The following is a 24,645-nucleotide window of genomic DNA, read 5'->3' as shown; positions in this document are numbered from 1 at the left end:
AAGCATAATGCTGGAAACAAAAAGTATTAAGGTTCAGGGAATTTTAAAGGAGATTCATGAGAAGGTGCTGCAAAAGGCCGGACGCTTCGAAAGAATTTCCGAGGATATCGTGTTGGAAAATCTGACTTTGCAGGCTCTGTGCGCCAATCTTCATATGTCGCCTGCTGCCTGTGCAGATTTTGTCCAAAATCAGTATGACTGCAGCTGCAGTGTTGACGATATGATCAGAATCTATCGCGACTTCAAGATTAACACCGAAGAAAAACGTCTGGAGGTTTTTGAAAATGCTACCGGCGTTGCCATCATGTTGGAAAAAAGCATGAACGGTGACCAGCAGGCTTTTGAGCTGTATCGCAGCACCAGAGAAAAATTCATGGAAAAAAAGCCTAAGCATTACTATAAAATCCTTTTGGCTGTAATTTTCCACAATATTAAGCCACTGCAGCAGGAAAAGGACCAGCAGCTGATTACCAGCTTTGGCAATACGCTGTGCAAATATCTGCTTTTTGATATGGAAAACGCCATTACTTATGCCTATGGCTTCAACAAGCACCGTAGCAGTGCACCAGCCGCCAATAATAATGCGAAAAAAGTTCATAGTCCTGAGCAGGAGCGTTTGCTGCAAAAGCTGGCAAGCCTTGAAAGTGCGCTGGAGCAATCCGATATGCTGCTCAGAGATCTGCAAAGTGAATTTGACGAGCGCCTGGAGGCTGTTAAGCTACAGGAAATGACAGAGTTTTTCGGTAAGCTCAATTCTGATAAATACGGCTGTATTCTGGACGAGCTGCTAATGCTGCGCAAGGGTATTGACGCTGTGAAAAAGAGTGGTTATGTGCTGCCGCTGGAAATCAACGGTCTGCTGATTATGGTGCGCAAGCTGGTACAATTTTTGCGTGACAGCCACATTGATCCCATGCTGAAGCCTGAATCGCTGCGCATTGTAAAGGCTGGCGATATTGAATTTTGGAACTACGAAGGCACACCATTTACCAATGCTGAGGAGGAAAAGCAGGTTAAGGTAAATTCCCCTGGTTGGATTTATAGCGAAAAACAGGTACAAATTTCTCGTCCAAAGGTTAAGGAGGTTGTAGATAATGTTGATTAATAATGAAGAACACAATGATTTATGCGTAGGCATTGACCTGGGAACCACTAACTCTGTTTTGGCTACGGTCAATCTCAAGGCTAATGGCGATATCGTCAGCAAGGTAGTAGACCTGCCGCGTGCTGTAGATGTTTACAATAGCGCAGCAGGCAAGGTGCGCCTGAACACACAGAAGAAGCCGCTTTTACCTTCCTGCGTGTACTATCGTGAGGAATATAGCTACGAGCCGCTGGTAGGCGATTTTGCCAAAAACCAGTATGCGCTGCGCCCGCATCTGGTAGCAAAATCTATTAAGAGCCAGATGGGACGTGCCCATGCCGAAGGCTTGGCTGATGAGATTATGGACAAAACTCCGGCGCAGGTTTCGGCACGTATCCTGCAGCACATGCTGCGGGAGGCCAGCAAAATTTATCGCACGGAGATTAAGGATGCGGTAATCACCGTACCTGCTAACTTTGACTCCGTAATGTGCCAGGCAACACGTGATGCTGCCGCGTTAGCCGGTATTCAGGTTACCAATAAGGATGGCAGCGAAAGACCAGTGCTGCTTTCTGAACCGAATGCCGTTATCTATGATTTGATTAACCAGGTACAAAACGGTGAAATTTCTAATCATATTATTGATCTCAACAGCGAAAAGAACGTGCTGGTATTTGACCTGGGTGGCGGCACCCTGGATATTACCATGCACAAGATTAAACGTCGTGAGGATTGCCCCGACGTTTTAAAGGTAGATGAAATTGCTACCAACAGATACACTCTTTTAGGCGGCGATGACTTTGATCGCGCCATTGCTGATGTAATGTTTGAGCATTACCAAAAACAGTATTCTACTAGTCCTATGGTTGTACGCAAGCTACAGCAGGAAAAGAAGGCTATTATGCCCCAGCTGCTGAACTATGCGGAGGAGATGAAGCTGGAGCTGAGCGAGCGCCAGCGTGCAGACAGCGGCTATGCTGCTGATGACGACTTTATCTGGTATGATGAGGAATTCGCTGTAGGCGGCAACATGGGCGGCATTGGTTATGCCTATGATGATACCTTCACTCAGGAAGATGTAGAAAAAATCCTCCAGCCCTTCATGGGACAAAGCCTGCAATTTGCTGATTATAAGAAAATCGACAGCCTGCAGGATACCAAGAATATCATCTATCCTATTCTTGACGTTTTACAAAAAAGTGCTGCCAAGCTGGCCGGTGAGGTAAAGGTAGATGCAGTCATCGTCAATGGCGGCATGAGCAAGTTCTACATGGTTATCAACCGCCTGCGCGAATTCTTCGGTTTGGAGCCGATTGTGGCGCTGGACCCGGACCAGGCTGTAGCAAGAGGCGCAGCGGTATATCATTACTACCTGCATAAATATGCTGCTAAAATGCAGGAGGACATGCGCATGGTTGGCGCAGACGCGCCTGCCCTGCAGCCTTTGCCCGGCAAGGCTGCAGCTCCGAAGGCTGCTGCCGCAGCCGCACAGCAGCGTGCTGCAATTGAATGGGGCAAAAATATTCTTAATGACAGCCTGTATCTTGGTATGCGTGATGGTGCTGTACAGGAGCTTGTTGCCGGCGGCACGGAGCTGCCGTACCAGTCAGACTATATCAAGGGCTTCCAGCTGCTGCCGGACAAGGCAGAGATTGCCATCCCTATTAAAAGACGTACCTTTGGCGACACTTACCAGACCATCGGCAATGGTCATCTGAAGCTGGAGCATGGTTATAAGGATGGTGCCTACGTTGCGATTCGCGTGCTCATGGGCAGCAACAAGGTGCTGAGCATGGAGATGCTGTTGAGCAGTGATGTGGATATGCACCAGATTCTGGAGCAGAAAACTGCTGAAATCGTTATCGGCGGTGATAATCCTGATGCACCTGCTGCTAAGTTAAAATTCAATCCTCCCGCCGGCACTAAGCTGGACGTGCATAATGAGCTGCATGGCCTGCAGACCTTGTGTGACCGCAAGTATACTGCAAAGGGAAATGCGCAGAAGGATGTCATCAACAAGCTTAGCCAGAGCAGCAGCAGTATTGCTGCTGCCGGTAATAAGGCAGAATTTGCCAGACCGCTGCTGGAGATGCTGTGCTATACCAATAATGATGAGCTGCGCCTGCGTCTTTTCACCATTGCCCGCAAGCATGTTGCTTATTGGACTGAGCAGCAGCGCCAAAGCTTGGCAAGAGAGTGTTTGAACCAGCTGCAGGGTGTACTGCAGGGCTTTCCGTGCTATGGTCTCAAAATTAATGTCAATATTCAGGCCATCTATACACTTGGCTGTTGCGGCAGCAAGGAACAGGTTGCCAAAGTGCAGCCGCTGGCAGCTGAAAACCGTTATTATACAGCAAGCCTGTACGCATTGGGCAAGAGCCGCGTTGCTGGCAGCTTTGTGCAAGAGGTATTCCAGCGTGATGCTTACTGCGAAAGCAACAAGTGTAACCTGCAGGTTACAGCACATGCCTTGGGCATGGCGCTGCGCCTGGAGGATGGCGGCAGAGCGGCAGGTCTTGATGTGGACCAGGCAGTGAAGGACCTTTGCTTCATTATCAATAACCGCACTGTTCTTGATGTAAACTACAGCAGCAAGATTGTCTGCTGCCTGATTGCCCTGGCCTATGCCTGCGACCAGCGTTTTGGTGGCAATACTGTGTCTGCTGCTTCTATGGAGCTGGCAAGACAGACTTTGGCAAATCTCAACCGCAACTACAGCGCAGAGGTTATGATGCGTCTGGCCAAGGCTGCTGGCGTTGCCTACAAAATGCTTGATGGTGAAAGCCTGTCAGAGGATGAGGAGGAGTTCCTGCTGAAGAAGCTGGAAATTTAAAACGGAAATAATAATTAAGTGAAGTTCAAAAGGACTGTCCCTGGCGATGATGTATCGCCTGTGGGGACGGTCCTTTTTGATTTTATGTGGATGATGCAGATATTATATCCGTTGCGTTTTTTTGCGCAGAAATTACCAAAGATACAACTTTTTTAAAGTTTTCTTGTACCCATCTAAACCTTAACTATTATAGCTCTTCAATTAAATGTAATAAATGTAACTGATTTAAGACTATAAAAAGAATTTTTACATCGATTGTAGCGTGTTCCTGGATAAGAGTTTGACTGGGGGGGGATACAGTGCTATAATTTAAAATAGTTATTGCATGTATAATATTTGGTTTATGTAATATAAGGAGGCTTATGATGAAAGTAAAGGATAATCAGTTTTTAGCTAAAGCAATAGCTTTGAGCATTTTGTGCATGGTGCCGGTAAGCACTAATGCGGCTGGCTTCAGTGCAATTACAAACGGCGGTGTTTATGATGCACCGCTTGATATCAATATAACAGGGCATGATAGTGATGATAACGGCATACTGTTATCTGGTGGTAATAACCTGACGATAAACAACGGCGGCACTATTCGCGTTAACACTGTTGCCAATGCCAGTGGTATCACAGCAGCTGACAGTTTTTCAGGTGCTACGAATGTAACTGTTAATGGCGCAAAGTTTACTATTGATGTGGGCTATGCAAAACAGGGAGCCAGTGCAGTTGGTGTCTGGAGCCAAACTATGAGAAATCAGGTTGGTACCGGCGACCAGCCACAGCCGGAATATCAAGGAGGTAAGGTAACTCTTAATGCTTCAGAAAATACAATTAACGTTACCAGTCATCGTGTAGGCTATGGTTTATTATCCGGCAGTGATTTCGATGGCAACAGTAATCAAGGCGGCAATATTATCTGCAATGGTAAGCTGGACATAGATGTTGAAGTCCTGACTCCTGACGGAAAAAATTCTGATAGCAATTATCTTAACAGAGCCATGGGTGTTGTTGCTTATGGCGGTAATGTATATATCAATAATGACGCCGATATTCATATCACATCTCAAGCAAAAGGTGGCAACGGCAAAGAAGTTGCCGGTTTATATACCAGCTATGATGGTCACATTAATGGCAGCGCTGACAGTACTATTAATATACATGCAGAGGGTATTGGTAAGGTTACCGGTATCACCAACGGCACTTATGATGTTCTTGCCCAACTAAGTAATGTAAACTACACTCCGTCTACTATTAATTTGCGCGGAACAACAAATATTTTTCTGGATGGGAAAAGTAATTATGGTATCTGCTCTGATATAAAATCAAACTTTGAAGCAAATACCGTAACTATCAACTTTACCAATGACAGCAAAAATCTTACCTCCGTCGGAATACAAGCAACCGATGAGGGTAAAATTAATATCGACAACCTCTTCATTGGAACAGACGCAACAGCATTGAACCAGGCAGATAAAATAACCGCATTACAGACAGACAAGAAATATTCTGGTAGAAATAATATAAAAAGAAATGCGCAAATCAATGTCAACACTAATGAGCAAGGCACTGTACAGATTAATGGTTCTATCAACAATCAGGAAAAAGGAACTATCAACTTACATCTGACAAATGCTGATTCTTATTTTTATGGTAATGTTGACACGTCTCAAGAGGATAGTTGGGGCGGTAGGGAAACTAATATTGTTCTCAAAAATGGAGCAGTTTGGAAAAATTTCAGTGCTAATGGTTGGATGGACAGCAATCTTACTAACTTCACATTAGATAACCATGCTCGTTTGGACATGACGTATAACGAATACAGTAGTAACAAGCTTTTCCAAGATATCTACATCAACAATAACATGTCCGGTACAAACGCTACCATTAACATGGACATCGACGCAAGCACTAATACCAACAACAGTGACCGACTGTACATCGCAGGCACTCACACCGGCAATCACTACATAACGCTCAACAATGTTAATGCAGATGGCAATACTGACGGCGCTGCAGGCACAGTTCTTGTAAGCGTCAATGAGGAGAAGGGCAACTTCTTTGCTAACGATAAGGAAGGCTCCTTGTATTGGAATAAATACACTTTAGATAAACAAGATAGCACTACTGACGGCTATAACACCGATTGGTACCTGAAAAAAGTAGAATTCATCCCCGACAAACCTACCACTAGCGTAGATGCAGTAGATGCAACCCAAAGACTGGCCTTTGCCAACTGGGTGGAGGATGACAAGCTTATGCAGCGCATGGGCGACCTGCGCCACGAAACCAATAATGAAGAAGGCGTTTGGGTGCGCGTCAAGGGCGGTAAATACAGCGGCGATGGCTTCAGCAACCGCCACACCATGTACCAGCTTGGCTATGACGATGTTGTAAAAAATACCGATAAGCTGAAACGTTATCAGGGCGTAGCTTTTTCCTACGATGACGGCAAGAACAGCTTCAACCGCGGCAGTGGTAAGCTCAAAGCCAAATCTATCGGTTTTTACAACACAGACCTGCGCAATAAAGGCCATTATCTGGACGTAGTGTTCAAGATTTATGATGCAGACAGCGACTTCACTGTGTTTGATTCCGAAGGCAAGAAGATTACCGGTGCGTTTGACAACACTGGCATCAGCCTTAGTGCGGAATATGGTCGCAAGAAATATCTTGACGAGCATTGGTCTATTGAGCCGCAGGCACAGCTTACTTTGGGTTATTTGGGTGGTGCAAGATATACCACCAGCAATGGCATCCACGTAAGCCAAAGCGATCCCAACAGCGTTTTGGGACGTATCGGTTGCAACTTTATGTATGACATGGACGAAAAGAACACTGTTTACCTGAAGGCTAACTGGCTGCATCAATTTGCCGGTAATTACGGTGTAACCTTGACTAACGGCAATGACAGCCTGCGTATTGATAACCATGACCATGATACCTGGTTTGAATATGGCTTTGGCTTTGCCTGCATGACTGGCAAGAACAACCATCTTTATGCAGACGTAGAGCGTTCTACCGGAGGCAGCCTGCGTAAGAACTGGCAGTGGAATGCCGGTATGTTCTGGACGTTTTAAGTGAGTTTTCAATACTAATTAAGGAGGAACTTGTTGTGAAAACATTTAAAAGCCATAAAAAAAGCCTTTTGGCTATGATAGCGATGAGTATTACTTGTGCTTGCGCAAGTACTGCTTATGCAGAAATTAACGAAAGACCTAAGTTTGACGCAACCTACGATGATAAAGTGGTTCTTGATTATGAATGGCAAATATCACCAGATGAATATACTGGTGCAGAAAAAAGAAAATATACCTTCAATAAAGGATTAACTGTTTCTCCTAATGTCAGCTATACTGGTAATGCTATTTATCTTTATAGAAATATAGATGTCGATTTTGAATTAGGCAATGGGAGTGAAATGAATTTAGAGTCTTCTGATGGAGCTTTAGAAGTTAACACTAATTCAAAATTAACTATTAACGGTGGTAACAGTAATCTTTATTTCGGTAATAAGAAATGGGATGAATATAATGATGCAGCAACCATTTACATGGATGAGGGTTCAAAATTAGAGATTAATGCTGGCAACCTTACTACTTCCGGTGGTGCAGAAACCAACCTTAAATTATTTGATAATGCTCAGGCAAAGATTAATTTAACAGGCAACTTTATCTCTGATGCCGGCGGCACTGCAATTGCAATGGAAAACGATTACCGCAATTCTGATACTAGTCTTAGTATTCAGGCTACTAACATCACTTTGGGAACAACTGATCTGGAAACGGCCGACAGAAAGGCTGGTTTATATCTTTTAGCCTATAGAGAAGATGGTGATAATAAATTATCCGTTGACCTTCATGCTAAAGATACCTTAAGCATTAGCGGTTTTGCTAAGGGCATTCAAACCTTCGGTAATGCTTTAATTAATTTGCAGGGAAAAACTATCATCATTTCAGCTGAAAGTGATAGCCAAGGCAGAGGTTTAAGCTTAAATAGTTACGATGCCGCTAAACCTTCAATTTTGAAAGCTAAGGCAGAGAATTTAAGTATTAAAGGCTCCGAGTACGCTATTTATGCTAATGATAGGGTAGATGCACAACTGAACGCAACAGGTGACATTAATATCTCCAGCTCCAATTACGCTATTTCTGCTAATAAAAATACTGACATTCAATTAAAGAGTGGTCAAAATTTAAATATTCTTTCTGATACATGGGGTATTGTATCGTTTGACAGTACCGTAAATGCCCAAGCTGAAAAAGCTATTAATATCAGAGGAAAAGTCTGGACAAGTGGCGGCCATATTACTGTCGGCAAGGATTCAAGCACTTTGCAAACTGTAATTAATGGCGATTTGACTGCTAAAAACAACGGTTATATCACAGCTTTTGTTAACAATGCAGGTTCTAGCTTCACCGGTAACACAACCGATGCACATTGGCAAGATGTAACTACGAGAGATGCTGGCAACAAGGGTATCCATTTAACACTTAATAATGGCAGCGTCTGGAATGATTTTGACTACGATTCCACCATTCAAGTTCTTGACACAAGCAAGGCGAAGGTTGATATGCAGGATGATAAGTTCAAAGGCTTATTCATCGGCATATTAAAAGGCGATAAAAGCACTTTTAACATGGACATCGACGCAGGCACTAATACCAACAACAGTGACCGTCTGTACATCGCAGGCACTCACACCGGCAACCATTACATTACGCTCAACAACGTTAATGCAGATGGCAATACTGACGGCGCTGCCGGTACGGTTCTCGTAAGCGTCAAGGACGAGCAGGGAAACTTCTTTGCTAACGATAAGGAAGGCTCCTTGTATTGGAATAAGTACACTTTAGATATGCAAGATAGCGCTACCGACGGTTACACTAAGGATTGGTACTTGAAAAAAGTAGAATTCATTCCTTCTAAACCGACCACCAGCGTAGATGCAGTAGATGCAACCCAAAGACTGGCTTTTGCCAACTGGGTGGAGGATGACAAGCTTATGCAGCGCATGGGCGACCTGCGCCACGAAACCAATAATGAAGAAGGCGTTTGGGTGCGCGTCAAGGGCGGTAAATACAGCGGCGATGGCTTCAGCAACCGCCACACCATGTACCAGCTTGGCTATGACGATGTTGTAAAAAATACCGATAAGCTGAAACGTTATCAGGGCGTAGCTTTTTCCTACGATGACGGCAAGAACAGCTTCAACCGCGGCAGTGGTAAGCTCAAAGCCAAATCTATCGGTTTTTACAACACAGACCTGCGCAATAAAGGCCATTATCTGGACGTAGTGTTCAAGATTTATGATGCAGACAGCGACTTCACTGTGTTTGATTCCGAAGGCAAGAAGATTACCGGTGCGTTTGACAACACTGGCATCAGCCTTAGTGCGGAATATGGTCGCAAGAAATATCTTGACGAGCATTGGTCTATTGAGCCGCAGGCACAGCTTACTTTGGGTTATTTGGGTGGTGCAAGATATACCACCAGCAATGGCATCCACGTAAGCCAAAGCGATCCCAACAGTGTTTTGGGACGTATCGGCTGCAACTTTATGTATGACATGGACGAAAAGAATACTATCTACCTGAAGGCCAACTGGCTGCATCAATTTGCCGGTAATTACGGCGTAACCTTGACTAACGGCAATGACAGTCTGCGTATTGATAACCATGACCATGACACCTGGTTTGAATACGGCTTGGGCTTTGCCTGCATGACTGGCAAGAACAACCACCTGTATGCGGACGTAGAGCGTTCTACTGGCGGCAGCTTGCGTAAGAACTGGCAGTGGAATGCTGGTATGCGTTGGAGCTTCTAAAACTGAGATAAATTTATAGCGAAAGCAGCAAAAGAGTCGTGCGTAAGCGCGGCTCTTTTGCTGTTAGGAAATTACGCATTGTACTGACCTCGCTATACGACTATATACTTTTATGTTATAATTTTAAGTAGAAAAAGACAAGAAACGGAGGTACGAGCAGATGGGTAAATTTGTCAATCCTGATAATAGCGCTTTTCAGGATGCAGTTGTTTCGAAAATTTATGTTGATAAAACTAGAATGTTAGGCTTTACTAATGAAGTTTTAGGGACACAACAGAAATTTATCTGCAACAGCCGTCCGCGTCGTTTTGGTAAATCCATGACTGCTAATATGCTAGCAGCGTATTATAGCAAAGGCTGTGATTCGAAGGAGCTTTTTGCTGGCCTGGAAATTGCCAAACACGCTGATTACGAAAAGCATTTGAATAAATATGACGTAATTCATTTTGACGTGCAATGGTGTCAGATGATGGTTGCAAATGCGGAAGAAACAGTTAGTTTTATTTCCAAGAATGTTTTAAAGGAGCTGCGAGAAATATATGGAGACGTCATCTCCGCAGATACAAACATGGTTGCAGATGCGCTGGCAGATATTAACACAGCGACTGGTAATAAGTTTGTCATCATCATAGACGAATGGGACGTGCTCATCAGAGATGAAAGTACGAATAAAGCAGTGCAGGAAGATTACATTAATTTTTTGCGTGGCTTGTTCAAGGGCATAGAGCCGACGAAGTATATTGCTTTGGCCTATATGACAGGCATTTTACCGATAAAGAAATATAAAACGCAGTCAGCACTGAATAATTTTGATGAGTATACAATGCTCGATCCCAGTTTACTAGCTCCATATGTTGGGTTTACGGAAGATGAAGTTAAGGACTTATGCAAAGCATATAATAAAAATTTTACAGAGGTTAAGCGTTGGTATGATGGATATAGCTTAGAAGGCTATCATGTTTATAATCCAAGAGCAGTAGTTAATTTAATGTTAAGAGGAACTTTTCAAAGCTATTGGACGCAGACAGGTACGTATGAATCAATTGAACCTTTGATTAATATGGACTTTGATGGTTTGCGCAGCGCTATCATAGATATGCTAGCTGGTGATGCAGTAGAGGTTACACCATATTTTTTCCAAAATGATATGGTAAGCTTCAGAGACAAGGATGATGTTATAACCTTGCTCATTCATCTTGGCTATTTAGGATATAACCAGAAGCTTAGACAGGCCTTTATTCCTAATGAAGAAATTCGTTTTGAGTTTGCTATGGCCACAAAGCTGAATAAATGGAGTGAGCTCATAAGCTTTCAGAAGGAATCACGCTTTTTGCTGGAAGCTGTGTTAGATAAGGATACAGCTTGTGTCGCAGAGCTGCTGGAGAAGATTCATAATCAGTACACTTCAACTATTCAATATAACGATGAAAATTCTCTGAGCAGTGTGCTGACCATTGCCTTTCTGGGAACAATGGATTACTACTTTAAGCCAATTAGAGAGCTTCCTACTGGCAGAGGCTTTGCGGACTTTGTATATGTTCCCAAGCCAGAGTATAAAGAGGATTATCCCGCTCTGGTTGTTGAGCTGAAATGGAATAAGTCGGCAGACGTAGCTTTGCAGCAGATTAAAGAGAAAAAATATGCGGATTCGCTTGCTGACTATGCAGGTAAAATTCTTTTAGTTGGCATTAATTATGATAAGAAGACGAAGGAGCATAGCTGCAAGATAGAAGAAATGGTTAAGTAAAAATTACCGCCAGCGAGTGAGAAATCTGCCGTTAATGTAAAGGAAGATACCAAATTAGCTAATTTGCAAGAGTCTGTGAATTTATAATTTCATAGTGTGTAATTAAAAAATAAAAAGTCGTGAGCTTATGAGTTTATCTGCTCACGACTTTTTTTGTGCAAGCTTGCTAAAGCTACACCTATTCTTTACTTTATTTGAACTTATATTGACCTTAAATGCGAAAAACTTCAGTTAAGTGTAACAAATGTAACGTGTTTAAGGCTTTGTAAAAATTTTTACGCAGAATGTAGCGTGTTCACGGATAAGAGTTTGACTGGGGGGGACATAGTGCTATAATTGCTGTCAAGAAGATAGGTAATTTATAATAGTAAGTTATTCATACTAAAACCTGTTTTAGACTCTCAGAACAAGTGATTTAAAAGTTTTTATTAGTTACGGCAATGATCGTATATATAAAGCTTCACAGCGGAGGCTGTGGACCTTACGTAGAATTTTGAGTGTAAAAATTTTCGGAAATTGCAAGAGCAAGTTGCACATTTTTCTAATCAAGCAGAGTAAATTCCATCCAGCTCAGCTTCAAACAACGCATCTTACTCACTTAGGTGTGCAGCTTCATTATACAATCTACCGCTTCACCTAATCACATATATTTTGAAAAAAATATCTATGGATAAAACTTATCCAAAAACAAAGAATTTTATAAAGTGAGTATTTATGAATTGCAATATAAATTGATGCAGGTTTTTGCTAAAGTTAAAATATTTGCAAAAACATCAAGAAAAATGTTTTCTGAAGCTTAAAAAAGGGCAGTTGACGATAATATTAATAAAGAGTAAAATAATCGAGTGAGAAAAAGATACTCGTTGTTCACACTTTCTGTGATGTAAGTGTATAGCAGTTGCGATAATATTATATATTTCAGTCGATAGTGTTTACGTTGACTGATTTCAATCGGGAGTTTTGTGCGAAAAATTACCTGCTGTTTCAGCTTACTGTCTTCAGGTACTGCTGCTTCCTTTATTAAGAATATTTCATACTATAAATAAATGCTGTGCGTGAACAATTGAGAATCTATATATTATTAATTCAAGTGGTGTGCTTTTTGGAGAAAATTAAGAGAATGGAGCTGAATATAATGAACAAAAAGCTGATGGCAGCAGCTGTTATGTGCTCACTGATGAGTGCAACAGCATTCGCTGCAAACCCCATACCTACCTTTGATAAGGAGGCCGTAACGACACATCCTTACAACAGAACAGGTCAACAGGAGCAACAGGTAACAGGCATGCAGGGAGCCGGAGAGCTTTATAAGCCCGGCAATACAGGCACGGAGGCTAATCCGGCGTTTTTTGTTGCTAAAGTTAAACTGACAGGCTTTACGCTGCCTGATAAGGACGGCAAGCTGGCAGCTATCTGCAAAGAGTATGAAGGACGCAGCCTGCAGATGGCAGAGCTGCAGCAGCTCATCAGCAGAATTAATGAATATGCGCGCACCTGCGGCTATACTGTAGCGCAGGCTATTGTGCCGCCGCAGGAGGTAAAGCAGGGCGAGCTGGAAATTGCAGTTTATGTTGCCAAGTACGATGATATTGAGATTATCAGCAATGAATCGGACGTGGCTGACAGAGTGCTGGCAGGCTATATCCATAAGAACCTGCAAAGCGGTGCTTATATCATGGATAAGCCGCTGGAAATGACGATGAACAATATCAACGATTTGCCGGGTGTTGTTGCCAGAGCAATTTTAGCACCGGGCAGCAAGCCTGGCACCACGAAGGTAAAGGTGCAGGTGTTGCGTCGTCCCGTCTGGAACAACTACGTATTTACTGACAATGCCGGCGGCTACTATAGCGGCCGTTATCGCTACGGCTTTAATACTGAAATCAATAACCCTGGCCATCAGGGTGACAAAATCATTTTGAACGGCATGCTCACCAACCATGATACTAAAAACTATGGTGCGCGTTATGAGGCGCCTGTCGGACGCGACGGCACCCGTTGGGGTATCGGCTGGAGCCAGAGCAGCTACGACATCAATACCAACAGCTTCTACGATTCTCTTGGTCAGTCGCGTGGCTTCAGCTTCTATGGTCTGACGCCTGTATACCGCGACCGCATGAACCGCGTGACGGCGATTTATGGCTATGACCATCGTAAAATTAAGGACAGACTGCATTTGAAGGCTGCAGGGTTGGCGGGAATTGAGCTGACTACTGAAAAAATGGCCAATGTTTACCATGCAGGCATCAGCGGCAGCCAGTATCTGCCGAACCGCTTTAGCCAGTACAGCCTGATTTACTGGTACGGCAATTTAAGTGGCGATGGCAAATTCTTAAACGGCGACTACCATAAGCTGACAAGTGATCTGCTGCACGTTATTTATGACGGTAAAACAAACTACCGCATTCAGCTCAGCGGCCAAATTGCCAACCGCAGCCTGGACGGCAGCGAAATGTTCTATCTGGGCGGTATGAACGGCGTGCGTGCCTACGGTTCCAGTGAGGGCAGCGGCGATATTGGCTTTACTGCTACTGCCGAGGTGCGCCGTCAGACGGGCATCAAGGGCCTGGAGGCTGCAGCCTTTATCGACACAGGCGCAGTAAAATCACATAATGCTGCTCTTATCGAGCATCTTTCCGGTTGGGGTGTGGGCCTGCGCTATAATTTGGATAATTCCTGGCATGCCCAATTGGATTATGCCCGCAAAATCAATGCGCAAAGGGACAGGGTTGAACCGCGTGACCATAGCGGCCATATGTGGTTCCAGCTTTATAAAATGTTTTAAGTGATTTTGCCTGGTGCTTTTCTGCGTCTCAAGGGCGCGGAAAAGCAGACCTATAAAATAAATTGATAATTGAATATGCAGCTTAAATGAAGGGAGAAAAAAATGAAACAAAAGGACAGTTTAAATAAACATTTAAATAAGCGTCTGGCCAGCCTCGTATTGCTTTCTGTGCTTTCAGTGCCATGGGTTGCCAGCGCCGCAGGCAATAGCGTTGTTGCTAATAACATGCTTCCTGGTAATGGCAAAGTAGGTGATGTTGTTGCCGGTAGCGTTAAAGGTGGTTTCGCAGACGGCAGCTGGACGCAGGGCAACCAGATGATTATGCATCAGACGACGCAAAATGCCATTGTCACCTGGGACAGCTTTTCCATTGGTGCCAATGCCAGCGTAAATATCCGTGGTGACCACAATAACTTTAATATGCTGAACTATGTTACTGGCAGCGAAAGCTCGCAGATTTACGGCAAGCTGAATTCCTATGTCGGTGATAAGCAGGGCGGCAATATCTATCTTGTAAACCCCAACGGCGTGCAGATTGGCAACAGTGCGGAAATTAATGTCGGCAGCCTGCATATTGCCAACAAAAAAATAGATAATATCAACAACTGGACCGAAAATACTGATATCGCCAACGCGCTGAAGCAGAACAAGGCGATGACCAACGCCGAGCTGATGAGCCTGGGTTATATCAACGCCAGCAAGCTGGTCTTTGAGGGCGAGCGTGTAGTTATTGATATGGACCGCCTCAGTGGTCTTGATACCACTAAGAATGATGCCCTGACTATTGTCAGCAAGCCTTATGATGACAAGAGTGAGAGTGTTGGTGATAACCGCAAGTATGATGTTGTACTTGGCAGCAGTACGCCGGAAAAGGCCAAAGAATGGGGTAAATACATGGTGTTTACTGATGTCAGCGATAATGGTGGCGATATGGATACAGCGACAAGCACCAGCTGGCATGGATCGACTAATGTTGGCAATCCTGATGCACCGAACCAGACAATTACGGAATTTTTTACCTACCGTTGGATTAAGGACGGCAAGGAATTGGAAAAAATCGGCAACGCGGAAGGTTGGGGCATGGGGGACCATTATGCCCTGCGCTATTCTATTGACCTGACGGGCAGTGACCAGACTCCTATCGGCAATACGAAGGAAAATGCCTTCAAGGGCAAGTTTGATGGCCTTGACAATTCTATCTTTGGCCTGAGGATTGATAACAGTGATAATAAATACGCTGCCACAGGCCTTTTTGGCTTTACTGACGGCGCCATCATGGGCAATGTAACGCTGATTGCCGGTAATGACGGCGTATCTATACAGGGCGGTGATAATGATACCGGTGCCTTTATCGGTCATGCGGTGAATACCACGGTCAAGGGCGTAAACAGTACGCTGAAGGTCAGCGGTAAAAACAATGTCGGTGGTATCATCGGTTATGCTAAGGATGATACAGGGCGTACCTATAGCTTTGCTGATGCTTCCGGTTCCGCTCAACCAGACAGCCGCAGCAGTGAGCTGTCGAACCTGACTAATACCGGTAATGTCAGCGGTTTTAGCAACGTTGGCGGCCTGGTTGGCTATATGAACGGCGGCAAGCTGTCAAATGATGAGGAAAACCGTGTCCAGTACAAGGGCTCCTATAACCTTGGTAAAATTACCGGTATAGATAATGGCTCTAACAATATCGGCGGCCTGATTGGTAAAGCAGAAAATGCGACTGTTGGCGGTACGAAGTATACGATTATTAACTATAATACTGTTGAGGGTGGTTATAATGTTGGCGGCATCGTCGGCAGTGCCATTAATACAACTGTTGCTAATGCCTCTAACGAGGGCGCTGTCAAGGCTAACGGCTTTACTATTGACAGCTATATTTATCATACAGATAATAGCGGTTGGAAGAATAATGACGACAGTGCCCTTCCCGGCACTCATAAGGCTGAGGTACGTGTAGCCAACGTCGGCGGCATTGTGGGCAGCAGTGCTGACAGCGAGCTGAAGGATGTAACCAACAAAGCAGACGTAAGCTCCGCGTTGGTAAAGAAAGATTCAAGTCGAAATGATCATCCTAGCGGTTTCGACCATTATGCTGCAGGCAACGTGGGCGGTATTGTCGGCCGTGCTGAAGACAGCAATATCACCAATGCCAATAATGTAGAAAGCAATATCCGCGGTGCTATGAACGTAGGCGGTATTGCCGGCTATTTTGGTTCCACAGATGCAACCAATAAAAATAAAAAGGATTACCGCATTCTGAACGCTATTAACAACGGCGGCGATATTATGGCTACCGGCGGCATCAAAAAGGATGGTAGCTTTACGAAAGAAACCACCCATACGGAAAGTTATATTACTGGTAATATTGGCGGCATAGCGGGCTATCTGTACGGTGTGCCGGTGCATATTGAAGCTGGCGGCAACCGTGGCGATGTGCATACTGCGACAGATAATACGTCGAAGCTGACGTCACAGGCTGTCAATGTTGGCGGCATCGTCGGTAAAATAGACATGCCGAAGGAAACGGATAGCACTGGGAACCGTCTGACTGATAATGATCGACTGGCAATCATCAAGGGTAATGGTACTGATGCTGCCGGTAAAAGCGGTTATGCCAGTGCAGCAGTTTCCAGTAGCTATAATACAGGAAATGTTACGGGTTATACCAATATCGGCGGTATTGGCGGTTTTGCCTACAATGGCAGTATTGCTACCTCCTATAATGTAGGCGATATCAAGACCACGCGCCATGATGCTGCATCATACAGTGTTACGCCAATTAATATGGGCGGCATCCTGGGTGAAAGTACAGAAATGGCTATTGGACGTGTTATCATTTACGATACCTATAACAAGGGTACGATTGGCGACAGCACCTACAACACGTATGGACGCCATGTCGGTGGCATCGTCGGCCGTTTGAGCGGTATTGTTGAAAAAAGCTATAACAATGGTGATATTTACAATGGCTTTAACGTTGTCGGCGGTATTGTCGGCTATTGGTACAGTGGTTATCTGAAAAACGTTTTCAACACCGGTAATATTACGGTAAATAACAAGAATAATGCGGATAGCCAGGTAGGTGGCATTGTCGGTTCTGTAGACCTGAGCGGCGGCAATCAGAGCAGCGGTACTAATGCTGCTTTAAGTATTAGCAATGCTTATAACCTTGGCTCTTTACGTTCCTTTAGAGGTCATACAGGTGGCAACGTAGTTGGCGGTATATTGGGTGCCACCTACAAATGGAACGGCACTAGCAACAGGTTGAAGATAAGTAACGCCTATACTATGGGCAATATGTACGTTGACAGTGGCTTTATAGGGGATATACTAGGTGCGTATGGACGTTACACGGGTAAATCTGATGTTGATTTCGATGATAAGGTTTATTACATCCGTCCGCAGACTGACAATGGTTATATTGATTTAAAATCAGCTACTTCTGGTCTTAAGGTGCAAAAAAATGCCACAGTTATTGACTATGATAAGTTAGCAGATAAGAACCAGTGGGGGAACTTTGAGTTTTCCACACAGACGAATGGCACAATAACAGAAGCAACGGATGATAACTGGCGTATGAGCGATGGCAGCTTGCCGATATTGAACGCCTTTCTGTCAGGCTCGCATAAATATTTCAGCCAGGACAGCAACTGGCAGGAGTTTATGAAGGATAATAAAGGCGCCAATGTGCAGTATGGCACGGCCTATGATCCGCTGCTGACTATTATCAACACCAAAAAGGATTTGAGCTTCAACTGGAGCGATATGGACCTGAAGAACAATGGCTCCCTGGCAGTTTTTGGCTTGCCCAATGCTGATAATACCCTTCGTTATACACCTGGTCTGACGCTGAATAATGTAGAAATTACCAACAGCACGCATATTTTTGGTGGCACTATTTACAGCGATGGCTTGCTGGAGCTTAATGCCAAAGATAACCTGCAGGGTGGCCTGCGCTTTGGTATGGACAGCAAGCTTTACGGCAGTGATGTTGTGTTAAATACCAACAGCTCCTTGGAGCTGAGCGGCAGTGTTATCTCTACCGGCAATCATAATGAGCTTTCCGGCTTTAATCCGGAAAAATCGCTTCAGCATGGCATTAACATCAACGCCGGCGATTTAACTGTCTATGGTAAGCTGATTACCTTGGGTGACGAGAAAAAAGGCACAGAGGTTATTGTTCCTGGTATTAACTACGGCTATGTTGATTCCCAGGCACCTGATAAGGATAATGTGAAAGACAAAACTAAGGCAATGACCTCTCAAGGCATGACACATGCTTATCAGCTGCATACTAAAAAGGCCAAAACAGGCAATATCACCATCAGCACCATGGAAAACACCCTGGATGATGGCACGTACATGAGCGGTAAAGCCAACCTGCTGTACGGTAACTATAAAAAAGGCAAGATTGTAACCAAGGGCAACCTGACTGTCAGCAGCAGCGGCGATATCTTTGTCGACAGTAATCTTGATGTTGCAGGCAAAATTGAGCTGGAGGGCGCAGAGGTTCCTGATGGTTCCGGCTACGTCTATGTTAACAACATTACTCTGGATCTTTCCAATATTGGCGGTGAGCTGAAGGGTAATGACAAGGCGAAGGCTTTGCATGCTTTTATTGATGCGCATAATACAGCAGCAACCGGCATTTATGGCAACAACAATAGTGGGTTTGCAGATGATAAGCGCTCCATGAAAATCACCTTAGATTGTTGGAATGATGATTATGAGGTTGGCGGCGTTAAGGGAAATCTTAACTATACAAAATATGACCTGAAAAAAGACGATAATACTACTGTTAAGTTGACAGATAAGCTGCAAAGCCTGTATGTGCAATCAGACGGTGAGAATTATACAGGGGATAAAATCCGCAATGTAATTTATACCTGGATAAGCAATGCCAAGGAGCTTAATTCCGTGCAGCGGGTGGCTCAAAATATGACTGACAGGAATGTTTTAAGCTATAATTATGCCTTGAAAAATGATATAGATGCCAGCGGCCTGGTGGATGGAACAGGCAAGAGCACCTATAACACTATCGGCAGTGGTGCTACAGCCTTTACGGGCACCTTTGACGGCAATGGCCACACGATTGTCGGCTTGCAGGCTAATGGCGGTATTTTTGGCAAGCTTGGTAACGATGCGGTAGTTAAAAATTTAAACATCGCTTCTTCTGTATTCACCGGCAAAGAAACAGGTGACAGTGTTGGCGCCGTAGCAGCAGAAAATAATGGTGGCCAAATCAGCGGTATTTCCGGTTATGGCAATACCGTAAAAGGCAGCGGCGGTTATATCGGTGGCCTTGTAGGCAAAAACTACGGCAGTATTACTGACAGCGATGACCAGAGTACAATTATCGCCGGCGCGGGTACTGTGGCAGGCGGCATTGCAGGCGTTAATGGCACAGATACTGGTAAATGGCTTATCGGTATGCTGGAAAATGTTCAAAGCAACAGTGCGGTGACAACTGGTGATCTGAGTGCAGGTCAGTATGCATCTAACCTGGGCGGTATCGTGGGTAAGAATGAAAAGTTTTTTACATTTAATATTAATAATGTTTCTGCTCATGGTGTTACCGGCAAAACTGGCAATACCAAAACCTCCGGTGGTATTGTTGGTACTAATGAAGGTAGTATCAGTAATGCTTACAATGAAAGCATTATTCATGGCTCGGAAAATATTGGCGGTATTGCCGGCAGTAATGCAGGCTCAAAGGCAACGCTGGAAAATATTGCCAACGCTGTAGAAATTATTGGTGATGCAGGAAGTGAAAATGTCGGCGGCCTGGTAGGTATGCAGAATCAAGCTACTACAAACATGGGACGCAATACCGGCGCAATTACCGGCTGCACTAATGTCGGCGGTATGGTAGGCTACAATACAGCGGGCTCCGAACTCAACAACCTGGAAAATTCTCCGCAGGCTACAATTACCGGTATTACTAATGTTGGCGGTATTGCCGGTGTCAACGAGGGTGTGATTTCCGCAGATGACCAGCTGAACCTGATTAACAGCGGTAAAATCTACGGTTGGGAAAACGTCGGCGGCATTGCCGGTAAAAACAGCGGCAAAATTGCTAATGTCAACTCCAATATCAACCTGAATGTGATTGATGAAGCGACAAGAAATGCTTTAAAGGGCAGCATGGCAATTGCGGATAACGCCCAGTTCTTCGGCGGCGTTACCGGTGAAAACGTGGGCATCATTACCAATGCGACCAACAGAGCCAGAGTAGATGCTTCGCAGGCTTCCTATGTCGGCGGTATTGTCGGCAGGAACACGAGCGAAGGCGAAGGCGCAAACAAAAAAGTGGGGCAGCTTTTGGGCATAGGCAATGCAGGCTTTGTTATCGGCAAGAACTATGTCGGCGGCGTCATCGGCAAAAATGAAGTGGCCATTACCGGTACTGCCACACAAAGCGTAGGTATTGTCAACTCCGGTACCGTTATTGCTACAGCTGGTGGTGCTGGCGGCATCATTGGTGAAAACAATGCGGATATTACCTACGCCATCATGAAAAATGAGGGCGAAGTGCATGGCAATGCTTCTGCTGACGGTACCAGGGAGGAAAACGGTACTGGCGGTATTATCGGTGTAAATGGCTATAAGGCAGATGACACTGGCGCGAATATCAGCCATTCCTCTCTGATGAACAGAGTAAATGGTAATGTCAGCGGTGTAGCAAATGTCGGTGGCATCATTGGTATTAACCATGGTATTATCACCGGTGGTCGCGATGATCACGACAATTATTACAAATACCAGATTTATAACAATGGTACGATTCAGGCAGGCTCCTATAATGCAACAAACGGTACTATTACAGCGTTTGCAGGAGAAAACATCGGCGGTCTGCTTGGTAATAACAGCGGCACGCTGACGGCAGGCTATAACACCGGTGTGGTCGATGCAGGACAAAGCAGCAACGTTGGCGGCATTGCCGGTACTAACAGCGGCACGCTGGACCAGGTGTTCAACAGCGTAGTAACAGTAACCAAGACCGAAACAGGCGCAACTGATGCTAATGGCAGAAAGCTTTATAATTATACTTATACCGATGGCGGTGCAATCAGCGGCGCTAGCAATGTCGGCGGTATCGTTGGCAGTAATACGGCTGGAGGCCAACTGACCAACGCTTATAGCACTACTGCGGTAGCAGGCAATAGCAATGTAGCAAACATTGTGGGCAGCAATGCAGGCCAGGTAAGCAATATTTATGGCTATGCAGCAAATGGCAGCACCAACGTAAACGGTGGCGGCACTGTCACTAACAGCTATATCATTAAGAAAGACGGAACGCTGAAAGAAAACGGCGAGGATGCCAAGAAGCTGGACAGCTATACTTTTGATAAAAAGGATACAACCTGGAAGCTTTACGATAAACGCACTAACCCACTGCTGAAGGTGTTCCTGACCAAGGTTACGGTAGCAGATGACCTGCAAAAAGGTTGGGTTTACGATGCGACAAATCATCTTGATATCCCCGGCTGGATTGAAAACGGCAAGCTTACTACAAATGATGCGGTCAACGATGCTTTTGCAGCTTATAAGAACAACAACAGCCTGCTGCAGGGCGAAGCTCTGAAGAACGTCGGTGATTACAGCAGCTGGCTGTGGTCCGGACAGATTGCCAGCGGTGGCGACGCAGGCCCCAACAATTTGGGCTATGACTTTACCGTGGGTGATATTACTGTTACCAAAAAGGTGCTGAATGTTACCGGTAATACTGTTAACAGAACGTATGGCGATTTGCGGAAAGACAGTGACTATGCGCTGAGCATTGATAAGTTTGACAGCTTCAATGACGCTATGAAGGCAGAGCTGGATGGCAAGGTTACTATCAATGATTCGCAGGATACAATCCAAAAAAGCAAGGATACAGGTATTATTACTGTTGGGGATGAAAAGCGTACTAAGAATAAGGGAACCTATGAGTGGCAGGCAGGTGTTAAGCTTGATGATAGCCTTACAGGTAATTATGAATTCATAAATAATGGCGAAAGCAGCACAACAACGACAGTTCATGGCAAATCTAATGTTTTAGCGCGCAAGGTTTACCTGAATAATATTAATGTTAATCTGACCTACGGTAGCAGTGATGCTATTAATAACCATATCAATGGCGTGGTAAGCATTAAGAATTTGGCAAATGCTATTGTTTATGGTGATGATGTCAAGCTGGCTGATGGTGCCGTCGTTAATGTGAAGGATGGCAGCAGCTATGCGACTAATAAGGGAGAGCGCGACACTGCGGATGCTGGCACATATGATAACAGCTTGAAGATTGATCATGCAGCACTTACCGGCGATGCAAATAAGTTAGGCAACTATGAGCTTGTTAATGACGCTACAGGCAGCATTACCGTTGACCAGGCAACAATGCATGTTAAGCTGAACGATGTTGAGCGCACCTATGGTAATACAGCGCTGATTAATGGTACAGCATACGGCGTTAACGGATTGACTGGTAATGTCAACGGCGATAATTATGGTGCCGGCAATGTTAAGATAACGGTTACCGGCGATGGCGCGCTGACAGGCAATAGCACAGGCAAGGTAACCAATGATGCTGGTGATACTTATAAGTGGAACGCCAATGTAGTTGCAGCGAACGATAGGCTTCAGCAAAACTACAAGCTGGTTGTTGATGATGGTGCTTCCGTGGTTAAACAGGCAACCTTGCAGGTAAGCTTGAATGACGTAGTACGCACCTATGGTAATGCAGCAATTACCAGTGGTAGCTACAGTGCAAGCGGTATCGAAGGCCTGGTAAACGGCGACAGCTATAAAGCCGGCGATGTTAAGGTAACAGTTACTGGCGATGGCGCACTGACAGGCGCAAGCACTGGCAAGGTAACCAACGATGCTGGCGATTACAACTGGAGCGGTACTTTGACAACAGATAATGCAGGCTTGGACAAAAACTATAATCTTGTAGTAACTGCAAATGGCAAGTCTAAAGTAGAAAAGGCAACGCTGAATGTTGGCCTGAACGACGTAGTACGTACCTATGGTAATGCAGCGATTACTAGCGGCGGTTACAGCGCAGGCAACATCACTGGTCTGGTAAATGGTGATAGCTATGACGCAAGCGCAATCACAGTAAACAAGACAAGTGACGGCGCAATTGCTGGCGTAACAGGCGACAGGGTAACGAATGATGCAGGTAACTATGAGTGGACAGGCAGTGCAAGCACTACAAATGCAGGCTTGAATAAGAACTACGATTTGGTAGTGAATGGCAATGGTAAGTCCACGGTTGAAAAGGCAACGCTGAGTGTTGGCCTGAACGACGTATACCGCACCTATGGCAATGCAGCGATTACCAGCGGCGGTTACAGCGCAGGCAATATCACTGGTCTGGTAAACGGCGACAGCTATAAAGCCGGCGATGTTAAGGTAACAGTTACTGGCGATGGCGCACTGACAGGCGCAAGCACTGGCAAGGTAACCAACGATGCTGGCGATTACAACTGGAGCGGTACTTTGACAACAGATAATGCAGGCTTGGACAAAAACTATAATCTTGTAGTAACTGCAAATGGCAAGTCTAAAGTAGAAAAGGCAACGCTGAATGTTGGCCTGAACGACGTAGTACGTACCTATGGTAATGCAGCGATTACTAGCGGCGGTTACAGCGCAAGCGGTATCACCGGACTAGTAAACGGCGACAGCTATAATGCAAGCGATGTTAAGGTAACAGTTACTGGCGATGGCGCAGTTGACGGCGTAAGCACTGGCAAGCTAACAAACGATGCTGGTGATTATAGCTGGAACGGTACTTTGACAACAGATAATGCTGGGTTGGACAAAAACTATAAGCTTGTAGTAGCTGCAAATGGTAAGTCTACGGTTGAAAAGGCAATGCTGAATGTTGGCTTGAACGATGTAGTACGCACTTATGGTAATGCAGCAATTACCAGCGGCGGTTACAGCGCAAGCGGTGTTACTGGTCTGGTAAACGGCGACAGCTACAATGCTGGCGATGTTAAGGTAACAGTTACCGGCGATGGCGCAATTGACGGTGTAAGCGGCAGCAAGGTAACGAACGATGCAGGCGACTATACTTGGAGCGGTACTGTAACAGCTAATAATGCAGGCTTGAATAAGAACTACAATTTGGTAGTAACCGCAAATGGTAAGTCTGTAGTAGAGAAAGCAACGTTGAATGTTGGTCTGAACGATGTAGTACGCACCTATGGCGATGCAGCAATTACTGGTGGTAGCTACAGCGCAAGCGGCATCACTGGTTTGGTAAACGGCGACAGCTACAATGCTGGCGATGTTAAGGTAACAGTTACCGGCGATGGCGCAATTGATGGCGTAAGTGGCAGCAAAGTAACGAACGATGCAGGCAACTATGAGTGGAGCGGCAGCGCAAGCA

Annotated in this window: 7 protein-coding genes; all 7 read left to right on the top strand. The window is 44.9% G+C overall.

The window, feature by feature from the left end:
* The first annotated feature begins 7 nt into the window (after positions 1-7).
* Complete coding sequence (locus tag Q0612_RS09615) at positions 8-1,105, top strand: hypothetical protein (RefSeq protein ID WP_298884011.1); 1,098 nt, start codon at positions 8-10, stop codon at positions 1,103-1,105.
* Entirely contained in the window at positions 1,095-3,917 is a 2,823-nt protein-coding gene (locus Q0612_RS09610; protein WP_298884008.1) for an Hsp70 family protein, read from the top strand. Before Q0612_RS09615 ends, Q0612_RS09610 begins: the two co-directional genes overlap by 11 nt.
* Positions 3,918-4,279: 362 nt before the next feature.
* The gene (locus tag Q0612_RS09605) at positions 4,280-6,982 is read left to right on the top strand and encodes an autotransporter outer membrane beta-barrel domain-containing protein (protein WP_298884005.1); all 2,703 of its coding nucleotides are present in this window, start codon (positions 4,280-4,282) and stop codon (positions 6,980-6,982) included.
* A gap of 35 nt (positions 6,983-7,017) precedes the next feature.
* The gene (locus Q0612_RS09600; protein WP_298884003.1) at positions 7,018-9,729 is read left to right on the top strand and encodes an autotransporter outer membrane beta-barrel domain-containing protein; all 2,712 of its coding nucleotides are present in this window, start codon (positions 7,018-7,020) and stop codon (positions 9,727-9,729) included.
* 160 nt (positions 9,730-9,889) lie between these two features.
* Entirely contained in the window at positions 9,890-11,476 is a 1,587-nt protein-coding gene (locus tag Q0612_RS09595; RefSeq protein ID WP_293721529.1) for an AAA family ATPase, read from the top strand.
* A gap of 1,120 nt (positions 11,477-12,596) precedes the next feature.
* Positions 12,597-14,261 carry a ShlB/FhaC/HecB family hemolysin secretion/activation protein gene (locus tag Q0612_RS09590; RefSeq protein WP_298884000.1) on the top strand — a complete coding sequence of 555 codons (1,665 nt, stop codon included), beginning with the start codon at positions 12,597-12,599 and terminating at the stop codon, positions 14,259-14,261.
* A gap of 102 nt (positions 14,262-14,363) precedes the next feature.
* The coding region (locus Q0612_RS09585) for a filamentous hemagglutinin N-terminal domain-containing protein (RefSeq protein WP_298883996.1) at positions 14,364-24,645 on the top strand (10,282 nt) is incomplete at its 3' end.

The sequence above is a fragment of the uncultured Phascolarctobacterium sp. genome (assembly GCF_937920985.1).
Taxonomy (GTDB): Bacteria; Bacillota; Negativicutes; order Acidaminococcales; family Acidaminococcaceae; genus Phascolarctobacterium_A.
The sequence above is the reverse complement of the archived record's forward strand: the minus strand, read 5'-3'. Positions and strand labels throughout refer to the sequence as shown.